Source organism: Thermococcus sp. M36 (genome assembly GCF_012027355.1).
Lineage (GTDB): Archaea > Methanobacteriota_B > Thermococci > Thermococcales > Thermococcaceae > Thermococcus.
Genome location: NZ_SNUH01000002.1, coordinates 113,845 through 137,394, shown reverse-complemented (window position 1 = coordinate 137,394; position 23,550 = coordinate 113,845). Strand labels below are relative to the sequence as shown.

Below are 23,550 nucleotides of genomic sequence, written 5' to 3'. Positions count from 1 at the left end.
TCAGTCGAGCAGTCCCGGCGTTGATACTATGTCAAAGTACGTGAAGACCGGGCCGTCCTTGCAGATGTACTTCCAGCTGGTGCTCGTTCCGACGTTGCAGTGGCCGCACTTGCCTATTCCGCACTTCATCTTCCTTTCCAGCGTCACAAATATGTTCTCCGGCCTGTAACCGTAGTTGATGAGCGACTCGAAGACGGACTTGTACATCCTCGGCGGACCGCATATTGCCACTGCCGTCTTCTTCGGGTTGGTGTTCGCCTCAACGATGAAGTTCTGTGGCCTGCCGTGCCTCCCCGGCCAGTCCGGGTCCCTCGTGACACTCTGGATTATCTTGACGTTTTCGGCTTCAGCCAAGTCTTTCATCGCCTCCAGCTCCTTGTAGAACAGGAGATCCTTGCCGTAGCGGGCGGTGTTGATGAAGGTTATGTTGCCGTACTTCCAGCGATTGTCCATCGCATACAGGAAGACGCTCCTGAGCGGTGCCGTTCCGAGGCCTGCTGCTATGAGGAGCAGGTCCATGCCTTCCCAGTCGTCAACCGGAAAACCGTTTCCATAGGGCCCCCTCACCAGGACGGTGTCCCCCGGCTTGAGCCTGTGGACGACGGTTGTTACCCTTCCGGCCTTCCTGATGCACAGCTCGAAGAAGCCCTTCCTCATGGCGGACGAGCATATGCTTATCGGAACCTCGCCGACGCCGGGTATTGTGAGCTGGACGAACTGTCCCGGCTTGAAGGTCCAGTTCTCCGCGATTTCAGGGTCTTCGAAGCGGAAGAGGAACAGCTTTTCCGTCTCGGTGAGCTGATAGACCTTAAGAACCTTGGCCCTGTGGAGTGCGTACGGGTTGTCCTTCGGCATCATAATCTCCTTCGGGAGTATAAGGCTCTCGCTCATATGTCCTCACCCCTTATCTCGGCGGCGTAGGCGAAGCCCCTCTTTGGAATCTCCTCACTTACTTCCGAGGGGCATGACTTCTCCTCAAGCCCCATGATCGTGCGCAGGTTCTTGACGAAGCTTATGCCGGCGGGGCAGAAGTAGGTGCACCTTCCGCAGCCGACGCAGTAGCTTATGCCGAGCTTCTCGTTGTAGGAGTTCTTGCAGAGGTAGCGGTTCATGAAGCGGGCCTTTTTGGTGGGCCTGAAGTTGTGGTTCCCTGCGACGAGTCCGTGGCTCCTGAGCTGGCAGGAGTCCCAGCGCCTCTCACGGTAGCCGGTGTTTCCGTCGAGGTTGACTATGTCCTGGACTTCGTAGCAGCGGCAGGTCGGGCAGGTGGTGTTGCAGTTGCCGCAGGCGAGACAGATGGCGGCCTGCTCTTCCCACATCGGGTGTTCCATCTCAAGCTCAAGCAGGTAGCGCAGGTTGCTCCAGTCCTCGTGGTACTTGAATGCCTTTGAGCGCTTGTTCTCGAACTCACGGAAGTTGCAGATGTCCTCTGTGCTGACCTCCTCAAAGAGCTTGATGTTCTTGTCAACTATCCTGTGGCCCGTGGGGGTGCCCACCCTTACGAGCCAGCCGTCCGGGAGCTCGTGGAGGAAGAGGTCGAAGCCATCGTCGGCAAAATCCGTCTCGCGGAGGTTGCAGAAACAGTACTCGTCAGGCATGCAGCTGATGCCTATGATTATACCCTTCTCGCGCCTCACCTTGTAATACTTGTCGGGAAGCTCGTCAAGGTATATCGTGTCGAGTATCTTGAGGCCGAAGATGTCGCAGGCATGAAGGCCGAAGAGCACGAAGGGCTCGACCTCTTCAATAACCTCCCTGTACTCTGCCTTCTTGATGTTGAACTCAAAGAGCTTCTCCCTCGGCAGGAAGAAGAACTTCTTCGGCGGCATTATTGTCCTGTTGTAGTGGAATTCGACCTTCCTGACATCATCCACTTCCCTGAAGTCGTAGAACTTTTCCGAGATCTTCACCGGGGCGTAGAGCTTGCCCCACTCCTTGAGCCTTTCAAGGAAGGCATAGGTGTTCTCCTTCGGGAGCTTAACGTATCTCAACCCAACCACCTCCGGTGAACATAAATATACACGTGCTCATATTTATCCCCTCAATTAAGGCTCCGGCGGGGGATAAAAAAGCGTTTTTAAACCCGAAAATTGTCAACCAAAGGTTAATAACCCGTCATGGTTCCCTAAAGAACCCCAGAAAGAACCTCGGGCCGGAAAAAGGTTCCCTGGAATACATGCGCCTGTGTCGCGGGATCATGAAAAAACATCAGACATTTTGGGACAGTACGGAAAGTTTTTAGTCAGCGCCCGTTTATCCGTGCGTCGATCCGCAGGTACAGGAAGAGGACTATCATGAATATCGTGATGTAGTAGCTCCACTGGAAAGGCACGAGCCCCATGATGCCCATTGTGTAAACGACCGCGAGGACAAGCACTATGGCCAGCAGGATTCTGTAAAAGGTCCTTTTCTCCATGCTCCCACCGGAAAAAATAGGAAGGGGGGCTTTTTAACGGTTGCCCAGAGGAGCACTAGCCCGTGGCTGAAGCGGTGGTGTTGCAGACCAGCGGTTGCGGCTGGAGGTTGAAGGCCTCCGGGTACAGGTAGCCGGCTATTTCCTCAAGGCCGTGGACTATCCTTGGTCCGGGCCTCACGACGAGGTTCTCGTCGCTGAGGACATAGACTCTGCCGTTCTTGACTGCGTCAACCTCTGAAAGCGGCCCGGAGCACAGATCTTCAGGCTTGATTCCCGCGTTCGGGGAGATTATTATGACCTCCGGGTTCCTCTCGATTATCTGCTCCTCACTGGCGGCGCCCCAGCCGCTCACGTCGCTGAAGATGTTCTCGCCGCCGGCGAGGGTTATGAGATCGCTGATGAAGGTGCCGTTTCCGCCCGTCCAGTAGCCGTTGTAGTAACTAAGGAGGAAGAAGGTCTTAACCTTCGGTTTCCCTGAAACTGCTGATGTGATGTAACTCACCTTAGCCTTCATGTCGGCGATAACTGTCCTGGCCCCCTCCTCGCGGTTGGTGACCTTTCCAAGGAGCTCGACCTGCCGGTAGATGTCCTCAATGCTCTTTGGGGCTACTATGATGACTGGTGCTATTTTCTCCAGGCTGTCGAGTATGGACAGGGAGAAGTCGTCGGCGATTATAAGGTCTGGATTGAGCGAGGCCATGACCTCAAGGTTGGCGTACTTTCCGTAGCCGCCGATTCTGGTTATGTTATTAACCGCCGGCGGGAAGTCGTCGTAGTCGGTGACGCCGACGACCTTACCGCCCGCCCCGATGTAGAACAGGGTCTCGGTTATGCTCGGCGCGAGGCTGACTATCCTCTCGGGTTCCTTCTCAATCGTGACCGTTCTTCCCTCAAAGTCGGTAACCGTTAGTGGATACTTGACCCTGAACGCCTCGGGGTGGAGCAGTTTGGCAATCGTTTCGAGGCCCTTCACGACGCGCGGGCTCGGGTGGATGAGGTCGTTCTCGTTCTCGATGACGTACACCCTTCCGTCCCTGGCGGCTTTGGTGTTGGCCAGCGGGCCGCTGTATACGTCCTGGACTGTCATGCCGCAGTGCGGGGTGAGGATTATGACGTCCGGGTTCCTCTCTATGACCTGCTCAGGACTGACGGTCGGCCAGCCAGCGGTGTCGTTGAAGACGTTTTCACCGCCGGCGAGCTTGATGACGTCGCTGATGAACGTCCCCCCTCCTGCCGTCATAAGCGGGCTGTTCCAGACGACGTAGAAGACTCCGAGCCTGGGCTCGCTCTTAACAGCTGAGTATATGGCCTCAATGCCTGCGTTGAATTTTGCAATAGCTTTTTGGGCGTTCCCCTCTGCGTTGAAGACTTCTCCGAGGAGTTCAAGGGCCCGGGGTATGTCCCCGAGACTGTGGGGATCAACGATAACGACGGGGGCTATTTTCTCCAGGTCGTCAATGATTGACAGGGAGTAACTGTCCGCAAGTATGAGGTCAGGTTGGAGCGAGGCTATGATTTCGAGGTTGGCGTACTTTCCGTAGCCACCAATTCTCGTGACGCTGGCGACCTCGGGCGGGAAGTCGTCGTAGTCGGTAACGCCCACCACCCTGTCAAAAAGCCCGAGGTAATATAGGTCTTCCGTTATGCTCGGAGCTAGAGTGACAACCTTGAGGGGCTCTTTTTCTATCGTTACAGTCCTGTTGGCGAAGTCCGTGATTGTCGCCGGATAGTACGGTTTTTCTGTCTCGGTCTGGGTCGGTATTGAGCTGCTCGTGGCGGCCCGGGTTTGCTCCGGCGTGGAGGCCGTTGGCTGCGGAGAAGTGTTCGTTGGTGACGTTGTAGCGGTGCCGTTGCCTATACAGCCGGACGCTACGACGGCTCCGAGGAGCAGTACCATGAGCAGGACTGTGGTTCTTTTCATTCCAACCACCTGGATTATTTGTCCATTGGGGGTTGGGCTTGGGGTATATAAGCTTGTTGGATATTTTTGCCATGCCTCGCTGATCCATAATTGGGATAGAAGAACTGGGAAAGGACATCAGTCTCTTCCCTTCCCGATCCTGAATATGTCAACTCGGGTTATGATTCCTGCTATCCTTCCCTCCCTGTCCTGGACGAGAACAGCTGGGTGCTCTTCAAGAAGGTACTTGACGACTTCAAGGTCCTCGTCCTCATTGACTATGGGGAAAGGCTCCTCCATTACCTCCATAACCTTCCTGTCATAGATGTCCTCGTACTCGAGGCTCTGCCTGACCAGGGTTCTTTCCGTGATGGATCCCACTACCTTGTTGCCCGCAATGACCGGTATCTGGGAGATATTGTGCTCGTTCATCAGCTTTATAACCCGTTCAACACCCTCATAGGGCTTTACATAGAGAACCGGGGACGACATCACGTCCTTTGCCCGTAGCTGGGCCTTCTTACACTCCATGAGGGCCTGAAGAATGCGGTTAAACGTGGACAGCCTTGGGTCCACCTTGCCGGATTCAAGCTTTGCTATGTACGCCTGGGTCACGCCGGCCTTCTCGGCGAGCTCCTCCTGCGTTATGCCGAGCTCCTTTCGAATTCGACGTATCTCCCTGGGGTCTATCGGCCGGGGTATGGTCACCATAAATAACCACCGGTTATTAGCTTCAGTCCCGGAGGTTATAAGCTTTCTTTAGAAGCGCATCGAAGTGTGGGCCGGGCACAGAGGCCCGCGTTCATCCGCTCGCGCGGGTGGATGCTCCCGGCCCTGTGGGCTCGGCGTGAGCACACTCCGCTCACGGAACCCGATACCTCGCGGAGGCGGGTTGACCGAGCCCGTGCGAGGAGACGTACTGTCCCCCCGCTGTCGGCGGTTAAAAATAGGGTGGAAAATTTAAAAACCTGCCCCTCATGCGGTCGAGATGAGTACGACCCCTATCACCGCCAGGATCAAACCTTCGAGTATCTTCTTGTTGGGCGGCTCCCTGAGCAGCAGTATCGCAAGGGCGGAGGAGATTATGGGGTTTATCGCCGAGACGGGGGCGGCGATTTGAGATCCTACGAGGTTAACCGAGTACACAAAGAGGTACTGGCCCACCATGAGCCCGGTGACGGCGGCCCCGGTTAGTATGAGCACCTCACTTGGGGTTACCCGCTTCAGTTCCGGAAGGTATCTGGGAGTGAGCAAGGAAATCCCAAGTGCAGCCAGCATCATTCTCAGCCCCGCTAAAGTGAGCACGTCCATATACCCGGTCAGCCAGTCCATGGTCAGTATGGCCAGACTCCATGAAACCGGGGCAAGCAGTGCAAAGATGAAGCCCTTGGGGTTGATGTTCTCCGTCTCCTCAGCCCTGCGGACCACTATTATTGCCAGGACAACGATAACGGCTCCCAGTATTATCCTGGGACTTATCTCCCTTCCAAGGAAAATGGCGGCCCAAAGTATCGCCCAGAGAGGGTATGTCGAGGTTATCGGCACCGTCCTGGAGACACCCATCATGTTAAGGGCGTGGAAGTAGAAATAGTCCCCCACAACGAAGCCGAACATTGATGATACAAACGCTACCGCGAGCAACTTTGGGGGAAGGGAAAGCACCTGCTGGAAGGTGCCGTTGACGAGGAATATTCCAGCGAATATGGCTGAAACTATGTAAAGGCGGACGATATTGACCGTCACGGGGCTCTTGTCCCTCATTCCGACTTTTATGAGTATCGTGGAGGCTGCCCACGAAAACGCTGAGGTGAGCGCTGCAGCAATTCCAAGGATTACTGACTGCATGGTTGGGAGGAACGAGTTCAGCTTAAAAATTTAACGTTTCGATATGGAACGAATTGGTCACAGGAACAGTGCCAGCGGTAGGGTGTAGAACCACTCACCGTCGACCCATACGTCCAAGAGCTTTCCCGGCCTCTCCCTTTTCCGGGCAAAATAAAGGATGTACGCATAACCGTTGAGGATCGAGAATACCAGCACAGGCATATACCCCGCAAAGTACCCCCTGCTGTACGCCAAAAGCATCCAGAGCACGAGCGTTGAGTTCAGCGCTATTAAAATGTTCCTGCTTCTTCTCAGCCCAAGCTTCACGGGGATCGTTTTTATTCCGTTTGCCCTGTCCCCCTCTATGTCCCTGACGTCAAAGAGGATAGTGTTTATCATGCTTTTCATGAAAAAGAAGTAGTATATCATCAGTGCCCTCTGGAGTTCCGGAGCACCAGCCGCGAGATAGGGCAGGAACGCCGTTCCGTTGGCCCACGTAAGGGCTATGATCACGTTCTTAATCCCTGTGATGTCTTTGAGCCTCGGGTACCCGGGGATTAGACTGACGCTGTAGAGGACGCCCGAAAAGATGGGAAAAATAATGACAGGGGCCGCCCAAGGACTCGTGAGAACACCCAGAATCACCGCCACTGCAAAGGACACGAGCACTGCATGGCGGAACACCCCAGATACCCTTTTTATGTACCCCGTCCTCTCTGGGTTGTTAATTTCGTCCTCGTCCAGGTCGGTCAGTTTGTTAAGGCCGTAGACACTGAAGATGAGAAAAAACGTCGCCGCCAGCAGGTTCCACTGGGGTCTGGTGCCGTACAGTAAAAATGCCAGATAGAGCTTGAAGACCCCGCTGACTGCGAGGAAGAGGGATGTTGATACTAGGAAGCCCAGAATACTGTCCGCTAGCTCAAAACTGTTGCCCAGAACGTCCCTGATCCGCCCCTGCCGTATGTACCTGGCGTAACTGTGAGGCATCTCCATACTACCCTCTCCCGCTGTCTGGCCATTTCTTTTTACATGACCCTTTCAGCTTTTTTCCTGTAGTACTCAAAGAGCTCAATGCCCCATTTTTTGGCCCGTTCGCTTGTGCTGATCAGGTCGGCCATCATGTCGTACGTTCCGTCCGAGAAGAACAGGCCGAGGGACAGGAAGTTGTTTGTTACGGTGAATGCTATCCTGGGGTTCTCTTCGATGACGTATATCCTGACGTTCTCCAGTCTCTGCACCTTTTCCACGGCCTCCGGGGACGAGAGTTCGATGAGTTTTCTGTACACGGATCTCGTCGTTATTATCTCTATTTCGACGTCCTCACGGAAGGCCAGGCCCAGAAACTCATCTGGGTAGTCCGAGAACAGTATCGGCGACACCCCCTTAATCCAGTCGGAGGTTTTTATCAGCTCCATGTACACTTCGTGCGGCAGCCTTATGTACTCTGGCGTCGGCCTGTGAAGCTTCGAATCCTTCAGGTCACCAACCCTCAGCAGCAGGTTTTCGGGTATCCCACTTAGGTCATGGGAGAGCCAGAAGTCTTTGAACTTCTCTATACTTTCCAGGGCCTCTGAGACGTTTTTCAGCTGAATCGACACCAGGCGCCCGATGTTTGTAAGGCGGTATCTCTTGGTTTCGGGATCCTGGGCCACCAGCATTTCTTCCAGAAGATCGCTGAGTGCATGAGAGATAGTCGATTTCGTGGATCCGATTTGAGCATGTATTTCACCCAGCGTTTTTGCTCCTCCTGAGAGCGCGAGCAGAACCCTGTAGCGCACGCTTGATGTAACGATCATTTTGAGCATATTTTCCAGCTCCATACTGAACCCCTCTGCGTTGTATTGTGTTTTTTGTACATAGAATTTTCGGTGGAGGAATTGTTGCCTATACGAGACAATTTTGCCTGCCTGAAGCAAAAATGTTATATACTCCGCCAGCGGAGAATCTTAGTGTGGAAGATATGCGTGTACTGACGTCCGGTATTGGGGGGATAGATCAAGCCGTTGGCGGGGGCGTGGTTCGAGGTTCGAGCATGTTGTTTATTTATGACTCTTTCTCCCTGGGCTGGATGTTGCCTTTCATGATGATGAAGCATCAGATCTCCGAAGGGACTTTTGTGGTGATAATAAACTACAACCTTCCCCTCCACAAACTGATTCTGAGAGCGAGGTCGGTGGAGTTCGATATTGAAAAGGAGGGGAAAGCCGGGAACCTGGCAGTTATAGACGTATTTGGATCAAGATACAGCTACTCATATCCAGGGGATTATGTGTACAGGATAGAGGGCTTCAACCCTGAAACCTATATCCCGAAGCTTGAACAGATCTACAGGGAGATCTTTAAAAAGGTGGACAAGAAGAATGTCATGGATTTTGTGTTCTCACTGGATGGCATGGCATTTGAGCTCGGAGAGGGGAGGAGCATAAAGCTGATCAGGCACCTCCTGTCGAACGGCATTATAAACGGGAGGCACCTGTTTTCCATTTATCTGCTAAACCGGGACAGGGTGTCCCTGGAGTTCCTTTCATGGAACATTGAGTTCAGTGACTACATCCTTGAGTTTTCAAGCAAAAGGACGGACCACGAAATTATCGAGCACATGTACGTTCTGAAATCCCCTCTTCTGAAGTTTGAACCGGGGGTGTATGTTTACGACATGAAACGCCAGGGTGTTATCCCGCAGACGTCCTCCGAAAAGCTACGTCCGGAGTCACTGTTATAAACCCCGGCCATATATGCAGAGCGATGATGACCTCGGCAGAGCTGACGCCAGGATGATGACGATCTTGAGTGCTGAAATTTGTAAAAAACGGGAGCAAGGTTTACCTGAGGATAACGTTGAGCTTCCTGAGGTGCATCCTGACCCCGTACTCCTTTGAGACCTCCCTGATGACGTTCATTATGGTGGCCTCAATGTCCCTGCGTATCTTGCTGTCGGCGACTCCTGAGAACGACCCGAAAAGGCCGCCGGTTTCCTCTCTGAGGAAGCTTGCCTCGACATCGATGTGAACTGTTGAGCCCTCGATTTCGTGATTCAGCTTGAGCCACTTGAACCTCACCCTCGGCACAAGTTTCAGTTCAGCGTGCACCATGTTTTTGAGCTTCTCCACAGCGGGCTCCACGCGGCTCTTCAGGATGGCCTCTTCAGTTTCCCTCTTCTTCTCCTCCGTCAGGGGTGCCAGCTCGTCTATGCCGGCCTGCTTGAGGAGCTCTTCGACCTCCTTTTCGAGGAGATCCTTCTTTGCCAGGATCTCCGCCGCTTTGCCTGATGAAGGTGCGTGTTTGGCGGTGATGGCTGACCCTGCCGACAGGCCCCCTATGAGCTCCAGTTCTACCTTATGGACGGATATGTAGTGCCTTATTGAACGGGACAGCTCCCTCGCGTGTCTGCTTATCACGTCCCTGACCGTTTTTTCGACGGCATCCCTCTCCATTTTGGCTTCTGCGGCCAGGCGGAGGTTTATCTCAAATTCCTTCCTGCCCCTTATGTCAAAGTGCGCCTTTCTTACCCTTATCCCCGCCCCCTCTATCTCGGAAATGACGGTTCTGGCGTATGCGCTGAAGTAGGGCCAGACGTCCTCAATAACGGAGAGCGTTATCCTCCCGTCCCGGGTAACGTTTGCGGTCTTCTTTTTGTCCCTGTCTATTATCTCCTGGGGCCTGACTTCCTGTCCGTCTATCACCACGCTGACGTCCTTGACTATCGGCTTGACCTCAGCTTCTCGGAGCAGAACGGGGGCGTATTTGCTGACCGCGTGAAGCATCCTCTTCTCAGCGATTTCTATGTCCCTAGAACTGCCATCGGAGTTGCCGTATATGTGGACGTTTAGGTATACTACACCCTCGCCAACGTTTGCATCGAACTCAATCTTGTTGATTCTCAGACCTTTGATCCTCTTGGCTTCCTTGAGCAGGTCTTCGGCGTAGACCTGGAACGCCCTCTCCGGAAGTTCCCCTCCGGTGAGGTTGACGATGACCTCGGGCTTTCCTGGAGGGGCCGGGGCAGGTTTTTTCTCCTCTTCCTTTGTGGGCGCAGGGGCAGGCGGTTTCTTTTCGGTGGCAGCTTCAGCCTTTTCCTCCGCCTTTGCTTCCGCCACCACCGGGGCAGTCTTGGGAGCTTCCTGCGTAACGGTCACTGGGGCCGTCGGTTCTCTTTTCTCCTCCCTTTTTGGTGGGCCTTCCTCCGCCTTCTCGAACAGCTCGTTCAGGAGGATTTTTGGGGTTTGAGCGTACACATCAACGTTATCCGCTATTGAAAGTTTAACCTCCAGCTCATCGAGGACGTAGACATCAACGACCATGGGCTTTCCTATCAGGGATTTGAACGTCCTTACCGCCTCCTCGCCCACTACCCCCCTCTTTTGATCCACTAGGAGGCACTCGGCGGCGAGCACCTTCGACCTGTCTATGAGCAGGGTTGCGTAGTACTTCCCTGCGGAGTCCCTGGCAAACGCTTTGATAAACGCCCCGCTGCCCCTCGAGAGCCCTTTAAAAACAAGGTCCCTCAGCTCCTCGGCCGAAGTTACGACGATGTTCTCCGTGAGGGGCTGCTTGTCCGGCAACTGCATAGCTATCACCATTAGCTATATATATCCCCCTATCAAAGAAATCCCGGAGGAGATTCACCGTCTTAGTATATTGGCGCCTCTATTTAAACATTATTGTGCAAAAGGTGAGAGATATGAGGGTGCTGATACTCGGAGGCGGTGCGATAGGCCGCTCGATAGCTGAATCCCTTAGGGGAGAATTTGACGTTACCATCGTGGAGAGAGACGACCTGAGGGCAAAGGCCCTTGAGGAGAGCGGTTTCCAGGTCATCAGGGGCGACTTTTCATATACTGCCACGCTCCTCAAAGCGGGAATAGAACGGGCCGAGCTGGTTATAATCACGACGACGAACCATGAGACCATAAAGAAGACGGTTTACGTGATACGGACGAACAATAAGGATGTGCCCATTCTGACCTTGCTCCCCGACGATGTTGGCCTTGAAGAGTTAGTTTCTGAAATCCGCGAGGAATTTGAGGCCGATATAAAAGTTGACTATGCCGTCTCCCCCAGAGAGGCCATCAGGACTGTGGTGGTTCAGACGGTTGAAAAGCTGGGGGAAAAGAAAAATGCCAACCTCCTGGTGAAGAAACTCCGGGAGCTGAAAAAACATGGGGACTCCCTTCTGATAGTGATGCACGACAATCCCGACCCGGACTCAATAGCCAGTGCCACCGCACTGGGGGTCATAGCGCAGACCCTTGGTTTCAAGACTCAGATAGTCTACGGTGGGGACATCACCCACCACGAAAACCGTGCCTTTGTCAACCTTCTAGGGGCGGACATCCGGAAGGTCTCTCGTGGCTCCTATGAGTTTAAGAGATATCCTCACATTGCCCTTGTTGACTGTCAGCCCAATGGGAACCTCACGATACTTGAACAGGGCGATTACGAAAAAATAAAAATAATAATAGACCACCATCAGATACTTCAGCACCTTCAGGAGCTCATTCCGGACGACGCGTTTCTGGACATACGGCCTGAGGTGAACTCGTCCTCCGCTATCTTGGCCGAGTACATGAGGACCCTGAACGTGCCCCTGAACACCGTCCTAGGAACGGCCCTCTTTTATGGAATCTACATAGATACAAAGAAGTTTTCCAAGCTGAGCCACGTTGACCTTAAGGCAATTGAGTTCCTTGCCGGGAAGGTGGATCACGAGCTTCTGGACAAGATAGAGCACCCCGACATAAGCACGGAGACGGCCGAGATCCTCGCCAAGGCCATAATGAATCGGCGCATCTACAAAAACGTAGTGGTATCAAACGTGGGGTTTATAACCAACCGCGACGCGATAGCTGAATCCGCAGACTTTCTCCTCCGCCTTGAAGGCATAACCACGGTGCTGGTCTTCGGCATCGTTGACGACAGAATAGAGATATCCGCCAGAACAAGGGACGTCAGGGTCAATATAGGGAGGGTTCTGAAGGAGGCCTTCGGTGATATCGGGAGCGGAGGGGGACATGCCCAGTCGGGAGGTGCAAGGATACCTCTGGGGATATTCAAGCTCGCAAAAGACAAGAGCTCGCTCCTGAGGCTTGCAGAGGAGGCCATAACGGAGAAGTTCCTGGAGGCATTAAAAGTTAAAGAGGGCTGACTCACTCCTCCTTTGCCTTCACAAGGATTATGTCACCTATCGCGGTCACCCTTTCATACGGCACGCCGACCTTCTCCCCGGGCAGGCCCAGCACCAGCACTTTCCCGCGTCCCCGGTCTATCTCTATCAGGACTTCGTCCACGTATCCAATGTAGTATCCCTTTGTGTTGTATATCTGCTTTCCGTAGAGCCTTGAGAGGCGCATCACCATTCTGATCACCAGCTTAGGTTATTGGTGGACGTATTTAAACGTTATCTCCTCACAACAATGCTTTTTGAGGCCTCAAAGAGCCACCTCGAAAAGACCGCTAAGAATGCCAGGATGGAGCCCATAACGCCCACCATGAAGAGGCCCATTACAGCACCTTCCGAACCCTGCAGGGGCTGGTATCCCCTGAAGACGAGCATTGCAAGGACGAACCCTCCGAAGTACGTTATGGGTGTGAGGAACATGTCCAGAAAGCCACTGGATCCGGTGATAACGAGAACAACAGCCACCACAGCAAGGAAAGCGTATATGTCGTTCTGGGCGGTGCTCTTGACCATCCACAGGCCGGCCAGTATCGATGTGGCCATGAACCCAATGGGGAACGCGTACGCGGAGGCCCTGGTTCTTACGGGATACTTGGCGCCTGCGGCAAGGCCCAGGGCAAGACCGACGTATATCAGATAGATGTAGTTTTCGCCTCCTCTGGGGGAGTACAACCCGGCGGCCACCGCAAAACCGAGGAACGAACCGAGTCCTGCCCACGTTAGCATGGATTCCCACTTCATCCTTTCACGACCTTTATCCTTATTCTGGAACCGTCCTTAAGGTTCAGCCTTTCCCTCAGGTAGACCGGCGCTACAATCTCGGCTATTTTTGGGGGGTGCACTGTTCTTGAGGGTATGACTATAGCCCCGTCCACCCCGTCTATCTCGATCCTGTATGCTTTGACGTCGCCAAATGTCCTGCCATCCTTGGAAAAGCCGGGCAGGACTATGGGACGAACGCCGCAGAGGGCATCAAAGACAGTCTTGGGAAAGAGCACCCTGACGTTGAGGGTTCCAGGGTACGGTTCAAAGCCGAGATACTCCCGTATCAGGTGGGAGTACTGTCTGACATAATAAGCCCCCTCGCCTATGCCAGAGATCACCTCCCCAACAATAATGCCCGTGTAGAGAACCTCCGAAATGGAGTCACACAGGTTCTCCAGAAATTCCAGCCCCTCGGGGGTTATCTCAACCAAGGTTCTCTTCCCCTCGACCCTGCGGTGGACATGCCCTTCGTCTTCCATCTCCTCAAGGAGCCTCAGGACGGACTGGGGAGACATGCTCAGCTCCCGGGCGAGTTCCCTCATCGTGACCCTCACTCCCTCACCTATTGCGCCTTTTCTGGCCAGCAGTATGAGCAGTTTTATCCTCTTCATGTCCTCTCCCTCTTTGTCAGCCTGTCCGCTAAAAGCAGGGGCTTCGGGTAGCCGTTCTCGAGCAGTGCTTCCACTATTCTCACGGCAGACTCCAAGTCAATTAGATGGCCGACGCTTACATAAGCTTTTCCCACCCTAGCAAAGCTCCCCGGGGGAGCTCCTCGAAGGGGCTTCTTGGCCACACCGATGGTCGGCCTGCCGGTGAGGAGGCCTACGTGGGAAGCGAGGCCATAGCCCCTTGGGTGGGCCTTTCCGTGCCCCTCGACAAGAAGGACGTCAAAGCTCTCACCTTCAATGGCCAGGAGCACCGGTCTTGTCTCCCTGAGGAAGAAGAAGGTCGGGATGTATGGGAATCCCACGGAGGTCTCTACCACCTTCTCTTTGAGTACCTTGCAGTCGGGAAAGGAGCAGAGCACGAAGGCCGCCCTGGCGAGGTTCTCCCTGTAGGAAACGTCCACTGCCGCGATAGTTTTTATCCCATCGACGCCGAGCCGCCTCTCCACGATCCTCCTCGAAAGCTCCCTCTGGACTTTGGCCATAATCTCAAATTTTTTCTGTGATACCATAATTATATAATCACCTTTTTGTCTAATTCAGCAGTCACCCAATGCGGCACGCTCAAGCTTCTCCTCCAGCGTTCTGCCCAGCTTTGCCCTCGTCAGGTCTTCAAGAGTCCTTTCAAGAACATACCTTGCCTGATCCTGCTTCTGGCGCACGTTGACAAGCCCTTTGGGGTACTCGAGGGTCATGAGCTCTTCATAGACTTCCTCCATGAAGCGGTAGGTCTTCTCAGCTTCCTCCAGGTTCCCGTCGAGCAGCAGGAGAAGGAAGTGCCTTCTCAGCTCACCTATGAGGTCACCGATTCCGAGGGCATAGTCCGCATGTGGTACCCCAAGCTCTCCGGGGGACGGGAAATCTTTCCCCGCAATGTACGCGAAGAACAGACTGGCCTCAACGAACTCCTGGTGGGCGTTCTGGACGTAGCCGCTGTGGTATAGGTCAGGGTGCCCCCTGAGCTTTTCCCTGAGCTCTTCAACCTTCCCACGGACCAGTTTCAGTCTTTCCTCTGCTTTCTCCACCTCGCCTCTGTGCAGGGCCTTTATGGCGTCCCCACTGAGCCTTACAATTTCGCGGGTGAGCCTGAGCGCCTCCTCCCGCAGTGAGTCCTTCTCATCCAGGGCTTTCCTAATCTCGGCTATTATATCTTTAAGCTCCATGCTCCCACCGGTAGAAGTTGGGTGGGAACCTTAAAAATGTGGGCCCGGCCGATCCCCCACCCTCATCGAACGCCCGACGGCTCCCTCAGGCAGTCCGGAGGGCGGGCCCTGTCCGCCCGGCATCGTCGCACCCGCTCACAGCTGGCCTTAAGCCGGCTCCCGGGCCCGGGCCACCGGGCGCGGTCGGACATCCGTTGTGAAAGATTTTCGGGGAGAAATTTAAGGGTTTCGAAGCTAATAACCACTAGGAATATTACGTATATAGCTTCATGCCGAAAATTATATAAGTAGATGAACAGACCCGTCCATGCAAACCCGGAAAGAGGTGACGATCATGGCTGAGAAGGTCCGGAACATAGTTGTTGAGGAGCTCGTAAGGACTCCTGTTGAGATGCAGAAGGTTGAGCTCGTTGAGAGGAAAGGTATAGGGCACCCGGACAGCATAGCCGACGGCATAGCCGAGGCAGTCAGCAGGGCCCTCAGCAGGGAGTACATAAAGAGATACGGCATAATCCTGCACCACAACACCGACCAGGTCGAGGTCGTCGGAGGAAGGGCCTACCCCAAGTTCGGCGGCGGTGAGGTCATCAAGCCGATATACATCCTCCTCTCAGGAAGGGCAGTCGAGATGGTTGATCGTGAGTTCTTCCCCGTCCATGAGGTGGCCATAAAGGCCGCCCGCGAGTACCTGAAGAGAGCCGTCCGGCACCTCGACCTTGAGAACCACGTCGTCATCGACTCCCGCATCGGCCAGGGAAGCGTGGACCTCGTTGGAGTATTCAACAAGGCCAAGGAGAACCCGATTCCGCTCGCCAACGATACCAGCTTCGGTGTCGGCTACGCTCCGCTCAGTGAGACCGAGAGGATAGTCCTTGAGACCGAGAGACTCCTCAACAGCGACGAGTTCAAGAAGAAATACCCCGCCGTCGGTGAAGACATCAAGGTCATGGGACTCAGGAAAGGCGACGAGATAGACATTACCATCGCCGCCGCTATAGTGGACAGCGAGGTCCAGACCCCCGACGACTACATGGCCGTTAAGGAGGCCATCTACGAGGCGGCCAGGGCAGTTGTTGAGGAGCACACCGAGAGGAAGGTCAACATCTACGTCAACACCGCCGACGACCCGGAGAAGGGCATATACTACATCACCGTCACCGGAACCAGTGCTGAGGCCGGAGACGACGGCAGCGTCGGCAGGGGCAATCGCGTCAACGGACTCATCACCCCGAACAGGCACATGAGCATGGAGGCGGCCGCCGGTAAGAACCCGGTCAGCCACGTTGGTAAGATCTACAACCTCCTCTCGATGCTCATCGCCAACGACATCGCCGAGCAGGTCGAGGGCGTCGAGGAGGTCTACGTCAGGATACTCAGCCAGATAGGCAAGCCGATCGACGAGCCGCTCGTTGCCAGCGTTCAGGTCATTCCGAAGAAGGGCTACAGCCTTGAAACCATCCAGAAGCCGGCCTACGAAATAGCTGACGCCTGGCTCGCCGACATAACCAAGATCCAGAAGATGATACTCGAGGACAAGCTCAATGTCTTCTGAGCTTACTCCTTCTTTTATCCCTATGTGGGCCAAAATTTTGGAAGGATCAAATGGCAGGGTAGCCGTTCTGTTTGAGAACCCTTACGAGCTTCGCTTCCTCTGCCATTAATGCAATTTTCTCCTTTTTCACCTTTGCAAGCTCCCTCATGGAGGCCTTTTTCTGGCGGGCGACCCTTATGAGCTTCGCCTCCTCAAGCATGAGGAGTTCTTTCTGTTTCTTAACAACATGCAGCCTCTTCTGGAGCAATTTGAGCCTCTCCATGACGAACCACCGGGTCTATATAGAAACTATAGTCCTTAAAAGGTTTTCGCCGAATGCTATATGTTCATTCGTCAATTGTCGGAAGACAAGCCTATAAGCTCCGACCGGTTAGCATCTCCGGTGGGAGCATGATAATAGCAGTAACCGGAACCCCCGGGGTCGGTAAGACTACTGTGTCAAAAATCCTTGCGGAGAGGCTCGGCTACGAATACGTGAGCGTTAAGGACTTTGCCGTTGAGAAGGGGATAGGTGAAAAATCAGGTGATGAACTGGAGATAGACGTGGACGAGCTCGCTGAGAGGATGTCAGAGGAGTTCAGGGGGAGGAACGTCGTCATCGACGGCCACTTGAGCCACTTTGTTCCGGCGGACATCGTAGTAGTCCTCCGCGCCCACCCCAAATTGGTCGCAGAGAGGCTGAAGGAAAGGGGCTACTCAAGGAAAAAGCTGGCAGAGAACGTCGAGGCCGAGCTGATTGACGTTATACTGGTTGAGGCCCTTGAGGAAAATGAGACCGTGATAGAGGTCGACACCACCGGGAAGACTCCCGAAGAAGTTGCCGATGAGATAACGGACCTTATCGGAAGGGGTGTTAAAAAGCGTGTCGGCATTGTAGACTGGAGCGATGCATACGATGAGGTGCTGCCCTATCTAAACCTCTCGTGAGGTGGTGGCCATGAGAATACTCGCCGTTACAGACCTTCACGGAAGGCTGGGTGGGGTCAAAAGGCTCGCGAAGATGGTTCCTGAGATTGACCCGGACGTCATCCTTATTGCCGGCGACATAACCCATTTCAGTGGTGCAGAAACCGCCAGGGAGATACTTGAACCCCTGCTGAAGTTGCGGAAGCCCCTTCTGGCTGTCCATGGCAACTGCGACGGCAGGGACGTTCCGGGGCTTCTCAATGAGCTTGAAATCAGCGTCCACAACAGGCGCACCCAAATTGGGAGCTTGGGCTTCGTTGGAATCGGCGGCTCGAACGTGACACCGTTCAACACCGTCTGGGAGCTCACCGAAGACGAGATAGCTTCAATCCTTGCGAAGAGCTATCTCACTGGAGATATAATCCTCTCCCACGTCCCACCAAAAGACACAGAGGCCGACAGGGTTCACTCAGGTTTGCACGTGGGGAGCCCGGCGCTCAGGAGCTTCATCGAAAAAAGGGGGCCGCCCCTCGTCGTCTGCGGCCACATCCACGAGGCGAGGAGCGTTGATAGAATCAGTGATACGGTGATAGTGAACCCCGGCCCGCTCTTCAGGGGCCACTACGCGGTTATCGAGTTCGACGAAGACGAGAAAAAGGTGAAAGACGTAAGGCTGGAGACGCTCTAAACGAGCTTCTTTTCTCTCAGAACCTTCTCCATCCTGTCCATAGCTTCCTCAAGTTGTCCGTACGCCGTTGCATAGCTTATCCTTATGTAACCCTCGCCGGCCGTTCCAAAGGCAGAACCGGGAACCACAGCGACCCTCGCCTCCATGAGCATCAGCTCGCTGAACTCCTTGCTGGTTAGACCGGTGTCCTTAACGCGCGGGAAGATGTAGAAGGCACCCTTGGGTTTAACCGTCGGAAGTCCCATCTCGTTCAGACGCTTCCACACGAGGTCTCTCCTGCGTTCGTACTCCCTCCTCATCTCCTCGACGGCCTTCCAGCTACGGGGGTCTTCGAGGGCCCTGGCCGCGGCGTACTGGGCGAAGGTGACCGGGCAAGTCGAGTTGTACATCTGGAAGCGGGTCATCCTCTCGATTATCCATTCCGGAGCTGCGACAAAGCCGAGGCGCCAGCCGGTCATGGCGAAGGTCTTAGAGAAGCCGTTGATGGTGAGGGTGCGCTCGAACATACCGTCGAGGGAGGCTATGCTGTGGTTTCTGGCCCCGTCGTAAACGAAGTGTTCGTAAACCTCGTCGCTGAAGACTATGAGGTCGTGCTCCACCGCGAAGTCGGCTATCTCTTCGAGGTCTTTCTTGGTGAGAACCGCACCGGTCGGATTGTTGGGGGAGTTTATGATGAGCGCCCTTGTCTTTTTGGTCACGTGCTTTTCGAGGTCGTCCACGTTCAGCCTGAATTCGTTCTCCTCATAGGTCGGAACCTCAACCGGCTTTCCTCCCGCAAGGATAACCGCCGGAGCGTAGCTGACGAACATCGGGCTTGGAATCAGGACTTCCTCCCCCTCCCGGAGAAAGGCGGCGAGCCCCATAAGGAAGGCCTGGTTGGCGCCGACAGTTACCATGATTTGAGTCTTCGGGTCAGCTTCGATGCCGTTCTGTTCCCGTAACTTTCTGGCTATGGCCTTCCGGAGCATCATGATTCCTGCGTTCGGGCTATAATGGGTCATCCCTCTGTCAAGGGCCTCCTTGGCATACTCCTTAATATGCTCCGGCGTGTCAAAGTCCGGCTCACCGATGCCGAGTGAGATTAACCCCTCAACGCCCTGAGCAAGGTCGAAGAGCTTTCTAATTTCAGAAGGGTTGACGAGTTCAAGCCTGTCGCTCAGCGCCATCAGCATCACCGAAGGCATTACGGGGCGATGTTTATAACCTTACCTCAGAGAAAAGATGTACTTCAAAGCGCAGGAAAGTGCTTTGATGAACAATTAACGGATCCTCATCGCCAGACTGCGAAGCCTTCAATGACCAGCAGGTCGAGCCCCGCGTTCCTAAACGTCTTCAGGGCATCGGCAGGGGAGCAGACTATCGGCTCGCCGTGCATGTTGAAGCTCGTGTTCAGCACCGCACCCAGACCGGTCTTCCGCTCGAAGGCTTTGATTACCTTGTAATAAATCGGGTTGATCTCCCTCCTCACCGCCTGCGGCCTCGTTGTGTCGTCCACGTGAATGACAGCGGGGGCAAGCTCCCTAAAGCTTTCGCTCGCGGTGTAGCTCATCGTCATGAACTCGTTCGGCTTTCCTCCGAGGTCTTCAAGGTATTCCTCGGCTTTCTCCCATAGCAGGGAAGGCGCGAATGGCTGGAAGACGTCGCGCTTCAGGGCAACGTTGAGCCTATCCTTGACGCCCTCATCCCTCGGGTCTGCCAAAATCGAGCGGTTCCCCAGGGCCCTCGGCCCGAACTCCATTCTACCCTGGAAGAACCCCACCAGTTTGCCATCAGTCAAGGCATCCGCCACGAAGCCGGAGGCGTTCCCTATCTCTTCGTACTTGACCCCTTCCTTCTTCAGGAATTCCTCGACCTCCTCCTTTGAGTACCCAGGCCCAAGATAGACGTGCTCCAGCCTGGAGGGTTTCCACTTTCCGTCAAGCCTATCGAATTGAGCTTTCACAAAAACCGCCGCCCCAAAGGCCAAACCGCCGTCGTCCATCGCCGGAAAGACCCAGAGGCTGTTGTCTCCAAAGACATGGCGAAGAACAGCGTTCGCCTTGACGTTCTGGGCAACTCCGCCGGCGTAGGCAACTGGCAGTTTCCTGTCCTTCAGCCTGAGGCCGAGCTCCTCAATCAGCTTCTCCAGGTGGGCCTGGGCGCTTGCCGCTATCTCTATGGCCTTTTTCTGGAGTTTACCTTCAAGATTTCCGCGCTTCATCTGGAGGGCAATCTCTTTGGCGTGGCGGAGGGGATAGTCAAAAAGTTCGGCGAGCTTCCTCGTCGCCTCAATCCCAATGAGCCTGAGATGGTTGTCAAAGCTCAGGCCGTTCAGCTCGATTATCGAGCTCAGGTCGTAGGTTGGCCTGCCGTAGGCGGCCAGGCTCATGACCTTGCCCTCGTGGCGCATTGGTTTGAAGCCCAGAAGTTCCGTAATCGAGGCGTAGAAGTCGCCCAGGGAGTCGAGGTATGTGCTCTGGGCAATTCGTATCATCTCGCCGTCCCTTGCAACGTAAATCGAGGCGCTCAGTCCGTCTCCGGCGGCATCGATGCTAAGCGCCAGTGCATCACGCCAGCCGGAGGTGTAGTATGCAGAGGCGGAATGGGCCAGGTGGTGCTCAACGAAAATGACCTTCTCCTTGAATTTCGGTCCGAATATCGCCTGGAGGTTTTCCTCAAGCTCCCGCAGGCGCTTTCCTTTCCGGAAGATTCCCGCAACGGCTATTATCTCAATATCTTCGGGAGAGGCTTCTGCCATCTCCATGACTTTCCTCACACTCAGCTCGGGGAAGCCCCGATATTTTTTGACCCTGTTGAGCCTTTCCTCGTTGACAGCGAATATCCTATCCCCATCTATGAGCACCGCACCCGCATCGTGGCCGTCGTGGACTCCGAGGATCATAAAAAATCACCAAGAAGAGGGAAACTCAGTAGGTTCTGGCGAACCTCGCTATGAACTTCGCCTCCCTGCCGCAGACCGGGCACTTCTTTCCTTCCGGAGCTCTGGCCTTCTCGTCCGGATACGGGGTTCCGAGCATCTTGGCGTCGAGCTCTTCCTCCATCCTGAGGCCGCACTCTTCCTCACCGCACCAGGGGATCTCGACTATACCGCGCCTGTCCTCGAAAACTTCCTTCGCCTCCTCGATGGTGTCAACGCGCTTGATGTGGCTCTCAAGGAACTTCCTCGCGCGGTTGTAGAGGTTCTCCATTATCTTGTCGAAAGTTCTCCTGACGGCATCGACGATCTCTGCCCTCTCGATGACCTCCTTGGTGAGCGTATCGCGCCTGGCCAGGACGGCCTTCTTTCCTTCAACGTCCCTCGGGCCGACCTCTATCCTGAGGGGAACTCCTTTCAGCTCCCAGTCGTAGTACTTCCTTCCGGGCCTTATGTCGCGCTCGTCCACGTGGACGCGTATCCCGGCGTTCCTGAGCTCTTCTGCTATCTCCCTCGCGTAGGCAAAGACGTCAGCCTCGGCGTCCTTCTTCGGTATCGGGACGATAACGACCTGTATTGGGGCTATCGTCGGCGGGAGAACGAGGCCACTGTCGTCGCCGTGTATGGCCATGACCGCCGCTAAAAGCCTCTCGCTCATTCCGAACGTCGTCTGGTGGACATACTCATGCTCACCGCTTTCTGTCTCGTACTGGATGTTGTATGCCCTGGCAAAGTTCTGGCGGTAGTTGTGTATGGTGCCTATCTGGAGCGTCCTGCCGTCGGGCATCATGACCTCAGCGCCAAGGGAGTAGTAGGCACCGGGGAACTTGTCCCAGTCAGGCCTCTTGGAGACTATGTAAGGAATCGCGAGGAACTTTGCAAGCCTGTCAAATATCTCGAGGTCCTCCTTTATCTGCCTCTCAGCGTCCTCGTAGCTGTCGTGGGCGGTGTGGGCCTCGAAGAACCTGCTGATTTCCCTAACCCTGATAAGGGGCCTCGTGTGCTTGGTCTCGTAGCGGTAGGTGTTGACTATCTGGTAGACCTTGAAGGGCAGGTCGGCGTGCGACCTTATCCAGAGCGAGAACATTGAGTACATCGCCGTCTCGCTCGTCGGCCTGAGGATGAGCTTTATATCAAGCGGATCGTGACCGGCATGGGTGACCCAAAAAACTTCTCCCTCGAAGCCGGCTATGTGTTCGGCCTCCTTCTGGAACTCGGTCTCAGGGATGAGTGCCGGGAAGAGAACCTCCTCGTGGCCGGTTCTCTCCATCTCGGAGTGGATGAACCTCTCTATGTTGCGCATGATCTTGAGGCCGTAGGGTAGCCAGATGTTCATTCCCTTGACCGGGTAGCGCTTGTCCTGTATCCCAGCGGTTTCGATGAGCTCGTTATACCACTCGCTGAAATTCTCGCTCCACTTTTCCCTCTTAACTTTACCCGCCATCTGCACCACCTAGAGGGAGAAATCGAAAAAGTTTTTAAGTTTTCCCGGTGGCGGCTCGAATTTTTGACAAACCGTGAAGGAAAACCTTATTAGGGACGTTTCGATAATCATCTTAAGGTGGTAGCATGAGGCCGAAGGTGGCCATTCTTTTCAAGATGAAGAGCAAACCCACGGAGGAGCTCAAGAAGTACGCTGATGTGGAGTTCATCCTGTATCCGAGCACTGACGAGCTGAAAGAGCGCATAGGAGAGTTCGACGGCGTGATAATCTCGCCCCTGAACAGGCTCCCCCGCGAGGTCATCGAGAGGGCCGAGAGGCTTAAGGTGATAAGCTGCCACTCGGCCGGCTATGACCACGTTGACATCAAAGCGGCGACTGAGAGGGGAATTTACGTCACCAAGGTTTCCGGTGTCCTGAGCGAGGCCGTTGCGGAGTTTGCCGTCGGACTGACGATAGCCCTGCTCAGAAAGATGGTCTACACGGACAAGCTAATACGCTCCGGGAAGTGGGAAAGCCACGCGGTGATATGGAGCGGATTCAAGGACATCGAGACGGTCTACGGCAAGAAGGTCGGCATCCTCGGCATGGGAGCCATTGGAAAGGCGATAGCTAGGAGAATGAGGGCTATGGGTACAGAGATACTCTACTGGTCACGGTCGAGGAAGGAGGACATCGAAAAAGAAGTTGGGGCCGTCTATAAGTCCCTCGATGACGTCCTCAAGGAGAGCGACATCGTTATACTCGCCCTTCCAGCAACACCTGAGACGTACCACATAATCAACGAGGAAAGGCTCAAACTCCTTGAGGGCAAGTACCTCGTCAACATCGGGCGCGGCACACTGGTGGACGAGAAGGCCATAGTCAAGGCCATTGAAGAAGGCAAACTCAAGGGCTACGCAACGGACGTCTTTGAGAATGAGCCAGTACAGAAGCACGAGCTGTTTAAGTACGAGTGGGAGACGGTTTTAACCCCCCACCACGCCGGCCTTTCGAAGGAGGCCATGGAGGACATGGGCTTCCAGGCGGTTAGGAACCTCCTCACCGTTCTGCGCGGCGAGGTTCCAAAAGATTTGGTCAACCGTGAGGTTGTCAAAGTCCGCCCGCCGGAAGAGGTTAGAATGCTCTGATGCTTTGG

General features: G+C 54.6%; 24 protein-coding genes. 6 read left to right on the top strand and 18 right to left on the bottom strand.

From position 1 onward, the window contains the following. The 8 genes from hydG to E3E36_RS08450 all read right to left on the bottom strand — a co-directional run bounded on the left by hydG (position 1) and on the right by E3E36_RS08450 (position 7,960). Entirely contained in the window at positions 1 to 891 is an 891-nt protein-coding gene (gene hydG, locus E3E36_RS08485) for an NADPH-dependent hydrogenase/sulfhydrogenase 1 subunit gamma (protein ID WP_167895009.1), read from the bottom strand. After that, on the bottom strand, positions 888 to 1,991 hold the full coding sequence (gene hydB / locus E3E36_RS08480; RefSeq protein ID WP_167895008.1) for an NADPH-dependent hydrogenase/sulfhydrogenase 1 subunit beta: 1,104 nt from the start codon (positions 1,989 to 1,991) through the stop codon (positions 888 to 890). The genes hydG and hydB overlap by 4 nt, the downstream gene beginning before the upstream one ends. Positions 1,992 to 2,242: 251 nt before the next feature. Beyond that, on the bottom strand, positions 2,243 to 2,416 hold the full coding sequence (locus E3E36_RS08475; protein WP_167895007.1) for a hypothetical protein: 174 nt from the start codon (positions 2,414 to 2,416) through the stop codon (positions 2,243 to 2,245). 55 nt (positions 2,417 to 2,471) lie between these two features. Beyond that, positions 2,472 to 4,337 (bottom strand): ABC transporter substrate-binding protein, encoded by a 1,866-nt coding sequence (locus E3E36_RS08470; RefSeq protein ID WP_167895006.1) that lies wholly within the window; start codon positions 4,335 to 4,337, stop codon positions 2,472 to 2,474. Between the two features lie 117 nt (positions 4,338 to 4,454). After that, positions 4,455 to 5,027: a CBS domain-containing protein gene (locus E3E36_RS08465; RefSeq protein ID WP_167895005.1), complete on the bottom strand. Its 573-nt coding sequence runs from the start codon at positions 5,025 to 5,027 to the stop codon at positions 4,455 to 4,457. Positions 5,028 to 5,291: 264 nt separating this feature from the next. After that, entirely contained in the window at positions 5,292 to 6,161 is an 870-nt protein-coding gene (locus E3E36_RS08460) for a DMT family transporter (RefSeq protein ID WP_167895004.1), read from the bottom strand. Positions 6,162 to 6,218: 57 nt separating this feature from the next. Continuing rightward, positions 6,219 to 7,133, bottom strand: coding sequence for a UbiA family prenyltransferase (locus E3E36_RS08455; protein ID WP_167895003.1), 915 nt, complete (start codon positions 7,131 to 7,133; stop codon positions 6,219 to 6,221). A gap of 32 nt (positions 7,134 to 7,165) precedes the next feature. Further along, positions 7,166 to 7,960: a winged helix-turn-helix domain-containing protein gene (locus E3E36_RS08450; RefSeq protein WP_167895002.1), complete on the bottom strand. Its 795-nt coding sequence runs from the start codon at positions 7,958 to 7,960 to the stop codon at positions 7,166 to 7,168. Positions 7,961 to 8,091: 131 nt separating this feature from the next. Here E3E36_RS08450 and E3E36_RS08445 point away from each other — a divergent pair, with 131 nt between their 5' ends. Further along, positions 8,092 to 8,862: a hypothetical protein gene (locus E3E36_RS08445; RefSeq protein ID WP_167895001.1), complete on the top strand. Its 771-nt coding sequence runs from the start codon at positions 8,092 to 8,094 to the stop codon at positions 8,860 to 8,862. Between the two features lie 100 nt (positions 8,863 to 8,962). Here the strand turns inward: E3E36_RS08445 and E3E36_RS08440 are convergent, their stop codons facing one another. After that, on the bottom strand, positions 8,963 to 10,708 hold the full coding sequence (locus E3E36_RS08440) for a hypothetical protein (protein ID WP_167895000.1): 1,746 nt from the start codon (positions 10,706 to 10,708) through the stop codon (positions 8,963 to 8,965). A gap of 113 nt (positions 10,709 to 10,821) precedes the next feature. Here E3E36_RS08440 and E3E36_RS08435 point away from each other — a divergent pair, with 113 nt between their 5' ends. Next, complete coding sequence (locus tag E3E36_RS08435) at positions 10,822 to 12,285, top strand: DHH family phosphoesterase (RefSeq protein ID WP_167894999.1); 1,464 nt, start codon at positions 10,822 to 10,824, stop codon at positions 12,283 to 12,285. A 1-nt stretch (position 12,286) separates the two neighbouring features. Here E3E36_RS08435 and E3E36_RS08430 read toward each other — a convergent pair whose 3' ends face one another. The 5 genes from E3E36_RS08430 to E3E36_RS08410 are packed head-to-tail and all read right to left on the bottom strand — an operon-like array spanning position 12,287 to position 14,911. After that, a complete protein-coding gene (locus E3E36_RS08430) occupies positions 12,287 to 12,496 on the bottom strand; it encodes a PRC-barrel domain-containing protein (protein WP_167895348.1) in 210 nt (69 codons plus the stop codon). 41 nt (positions 12,497 to 12,537) lie between these two features. Further along, complete coding sequence (locus E3E36_RS08425; protein ID WP_240911833.1) at positions 12,538 to 13,044, bottom strand: hypothetical protein; 507 nt, start codon at positions 13,042 to 13,044, stop codon at positions 12,538 to 12,540. Between the two features lie 11 nt (positions 13,045 to 13,055). Next, on the bottom strand, positions 13,056 to 13,694 hold the full coding sequence (locus tag E3E36_RS08420) for a DUF120 domain-containing protein (protein WP_167894997.1): 639 nt from the start codon (positions 13,692 to 13,694) through the stop codon (positions 13,056 to 13,058). Next, the gene (locus E3E36_RS08415) at positions 13,691 to 14,260 is read right to left on the bottom strand and encodes an endonuclease V (RefSeq protein WP_167894996.1); all 570 of its coding nucleotides are present in this window, start codon (positions 14,258 to 14,260) and stop codon (positions 13,691 to 13,693) included. Before E3E36_RS08415 ends, E3E36_RS08420 begins: the two co-directional genes overlap by 4 nt. Positions 14,261 to 14,287: 27 nt before the next feature. Beyond that, complete coding sequence (locus tag E3E36_RS08410; protein WP_167894995.1) at positions 14,288 to 14,911, bottom strand: haloacid dehalogenase; 624 nt, start codon at positions 14,909 to 14,911, stop codon at positions 14,288 to 14,290. Between the two features lie 334 nt (positions 14,912 to 15,245). Between E3E36_RS08410 and E3E36_RS08405 the strand changes: the two genes are divergently transcribed. Next, a complete protein-coding gene (locus E3E36_RS08405; protein ID WP_167894994.1) occupies positions 15,246 to 16,463 on the top strand; it encodes a methionine adenosyltransferase in 1,218 nt (405 codons plus the stop codon). A gap of 46 nt (positions 16,464 to 16,509) precedes the next feature. Here E3E36_RS08405 and E3E36_RS08400 read toward each other — a convergent pair whose 3' ends face one another. Next, entirely contained in the window at positions 16,510 to 16,725 is a 216-nt protein-coding gene (locus tag E3E36_RS08400) for a hypothetical protein (RefSeq protein ID WP_055428707.1), read from the bottom strand. 128 nt (positions 16,726 to 16,853) lie between these two features. Here E3E36_RS08400 and E3E36_RS08395 point away from each other — a divergent pair, with 128 nt between their 5' ends. Together E3E36_RS08395 and E3E36_RS08390 are read left to right on the top strand one after the other, a co-directional pair. Further along, on the top strand, positions 16,854 to 17,390 hold the full coding sequence (locus tag E3E36_RS08395; RefSeq protein WP_167894993.1) for an adenylate kinase family protein: 537 nt from the start codon (positions 16,854 to 16,856) through the stop codon (positions 17,388 to 17,390). 10 nt (positions 17,391 to 17,400) lie between these two features. After that, positions 17,401 to 18,057 carry a metallophosphoesterase gene (locus tag E3E36_RS08390; RefSeq protein WP_167895347.1) on the top strand — a complete coding sequence of 219 codons (657 nt, stop codon included), beginning with the start codon at positions 17,401 to 17,403 and terminating at the stop codon, positions 18,055 to 18,057. On the opposite strand, the gene E3E36_RS08385 is transcribed toward E3E36_RS08390, so the two are convergent. From E3E36_RS08385 to proS, 3 genes are all read right to left on the bottom strand, one after another. Further along, complete coding sequence (locus E3E36_RS08385) at positions 18,054 to 19,223, bottom strand: pyridoxal phosphate-dependent aminotransferase (RefSeq protein WP_167895346.1); 1,170 nt, start codon at positions 19,221 to 19,223, stop codon at positions 18,054 to 18,056. The genes E3E36_RS08390 and E3E36_RS08385 overlap by 4 nt on opposite strands. A gap of 104 nt (positions 19,224 to 19,327) precedes the next feature. Continuing rightward, a complete protein-coding gene (locus E3E36_RS08380; RefSeq protein WP_167894992.1) occupies positions 19,328 to 20,938 on the bottom strand; it encodes a carbamoyltransferase in 1,611 nt (536 codons plus the stop codon). A gap of 25 nt (positions 20,939 to 20,963) precedes the next feature. After that, positions 20,964 to 22,415, bottom strand: a complete 1,452-nt coding sequence (gene proS, locus E3E36_RS08375) for a proline--tRNA ligase (protein ID WP_167895345.1) — start codon at positions 22,413 to 22,415, stop codon at positions 20,964 to 20,966. Between the two features lie 125 nt (positions 22,416 to 22,540). Between proS and E3E36_RS08370 the strand changes: the two genes are divergently transcribed. Further along, positions 22,541 to 23,542 (top strand): 2-hydroxyacid dehydrogenase, encoded by a 1,002-nt coding sequence (locus E3E36_RS08370; RefSeq protein ID WP_167894991.1) that lies wholly within the window; start codon positions 22,541 to 22,543, stop codon positions 23,540 to 23,542. Positions 23,543 to 23,550: the final 8 nt, after the last annotated feature.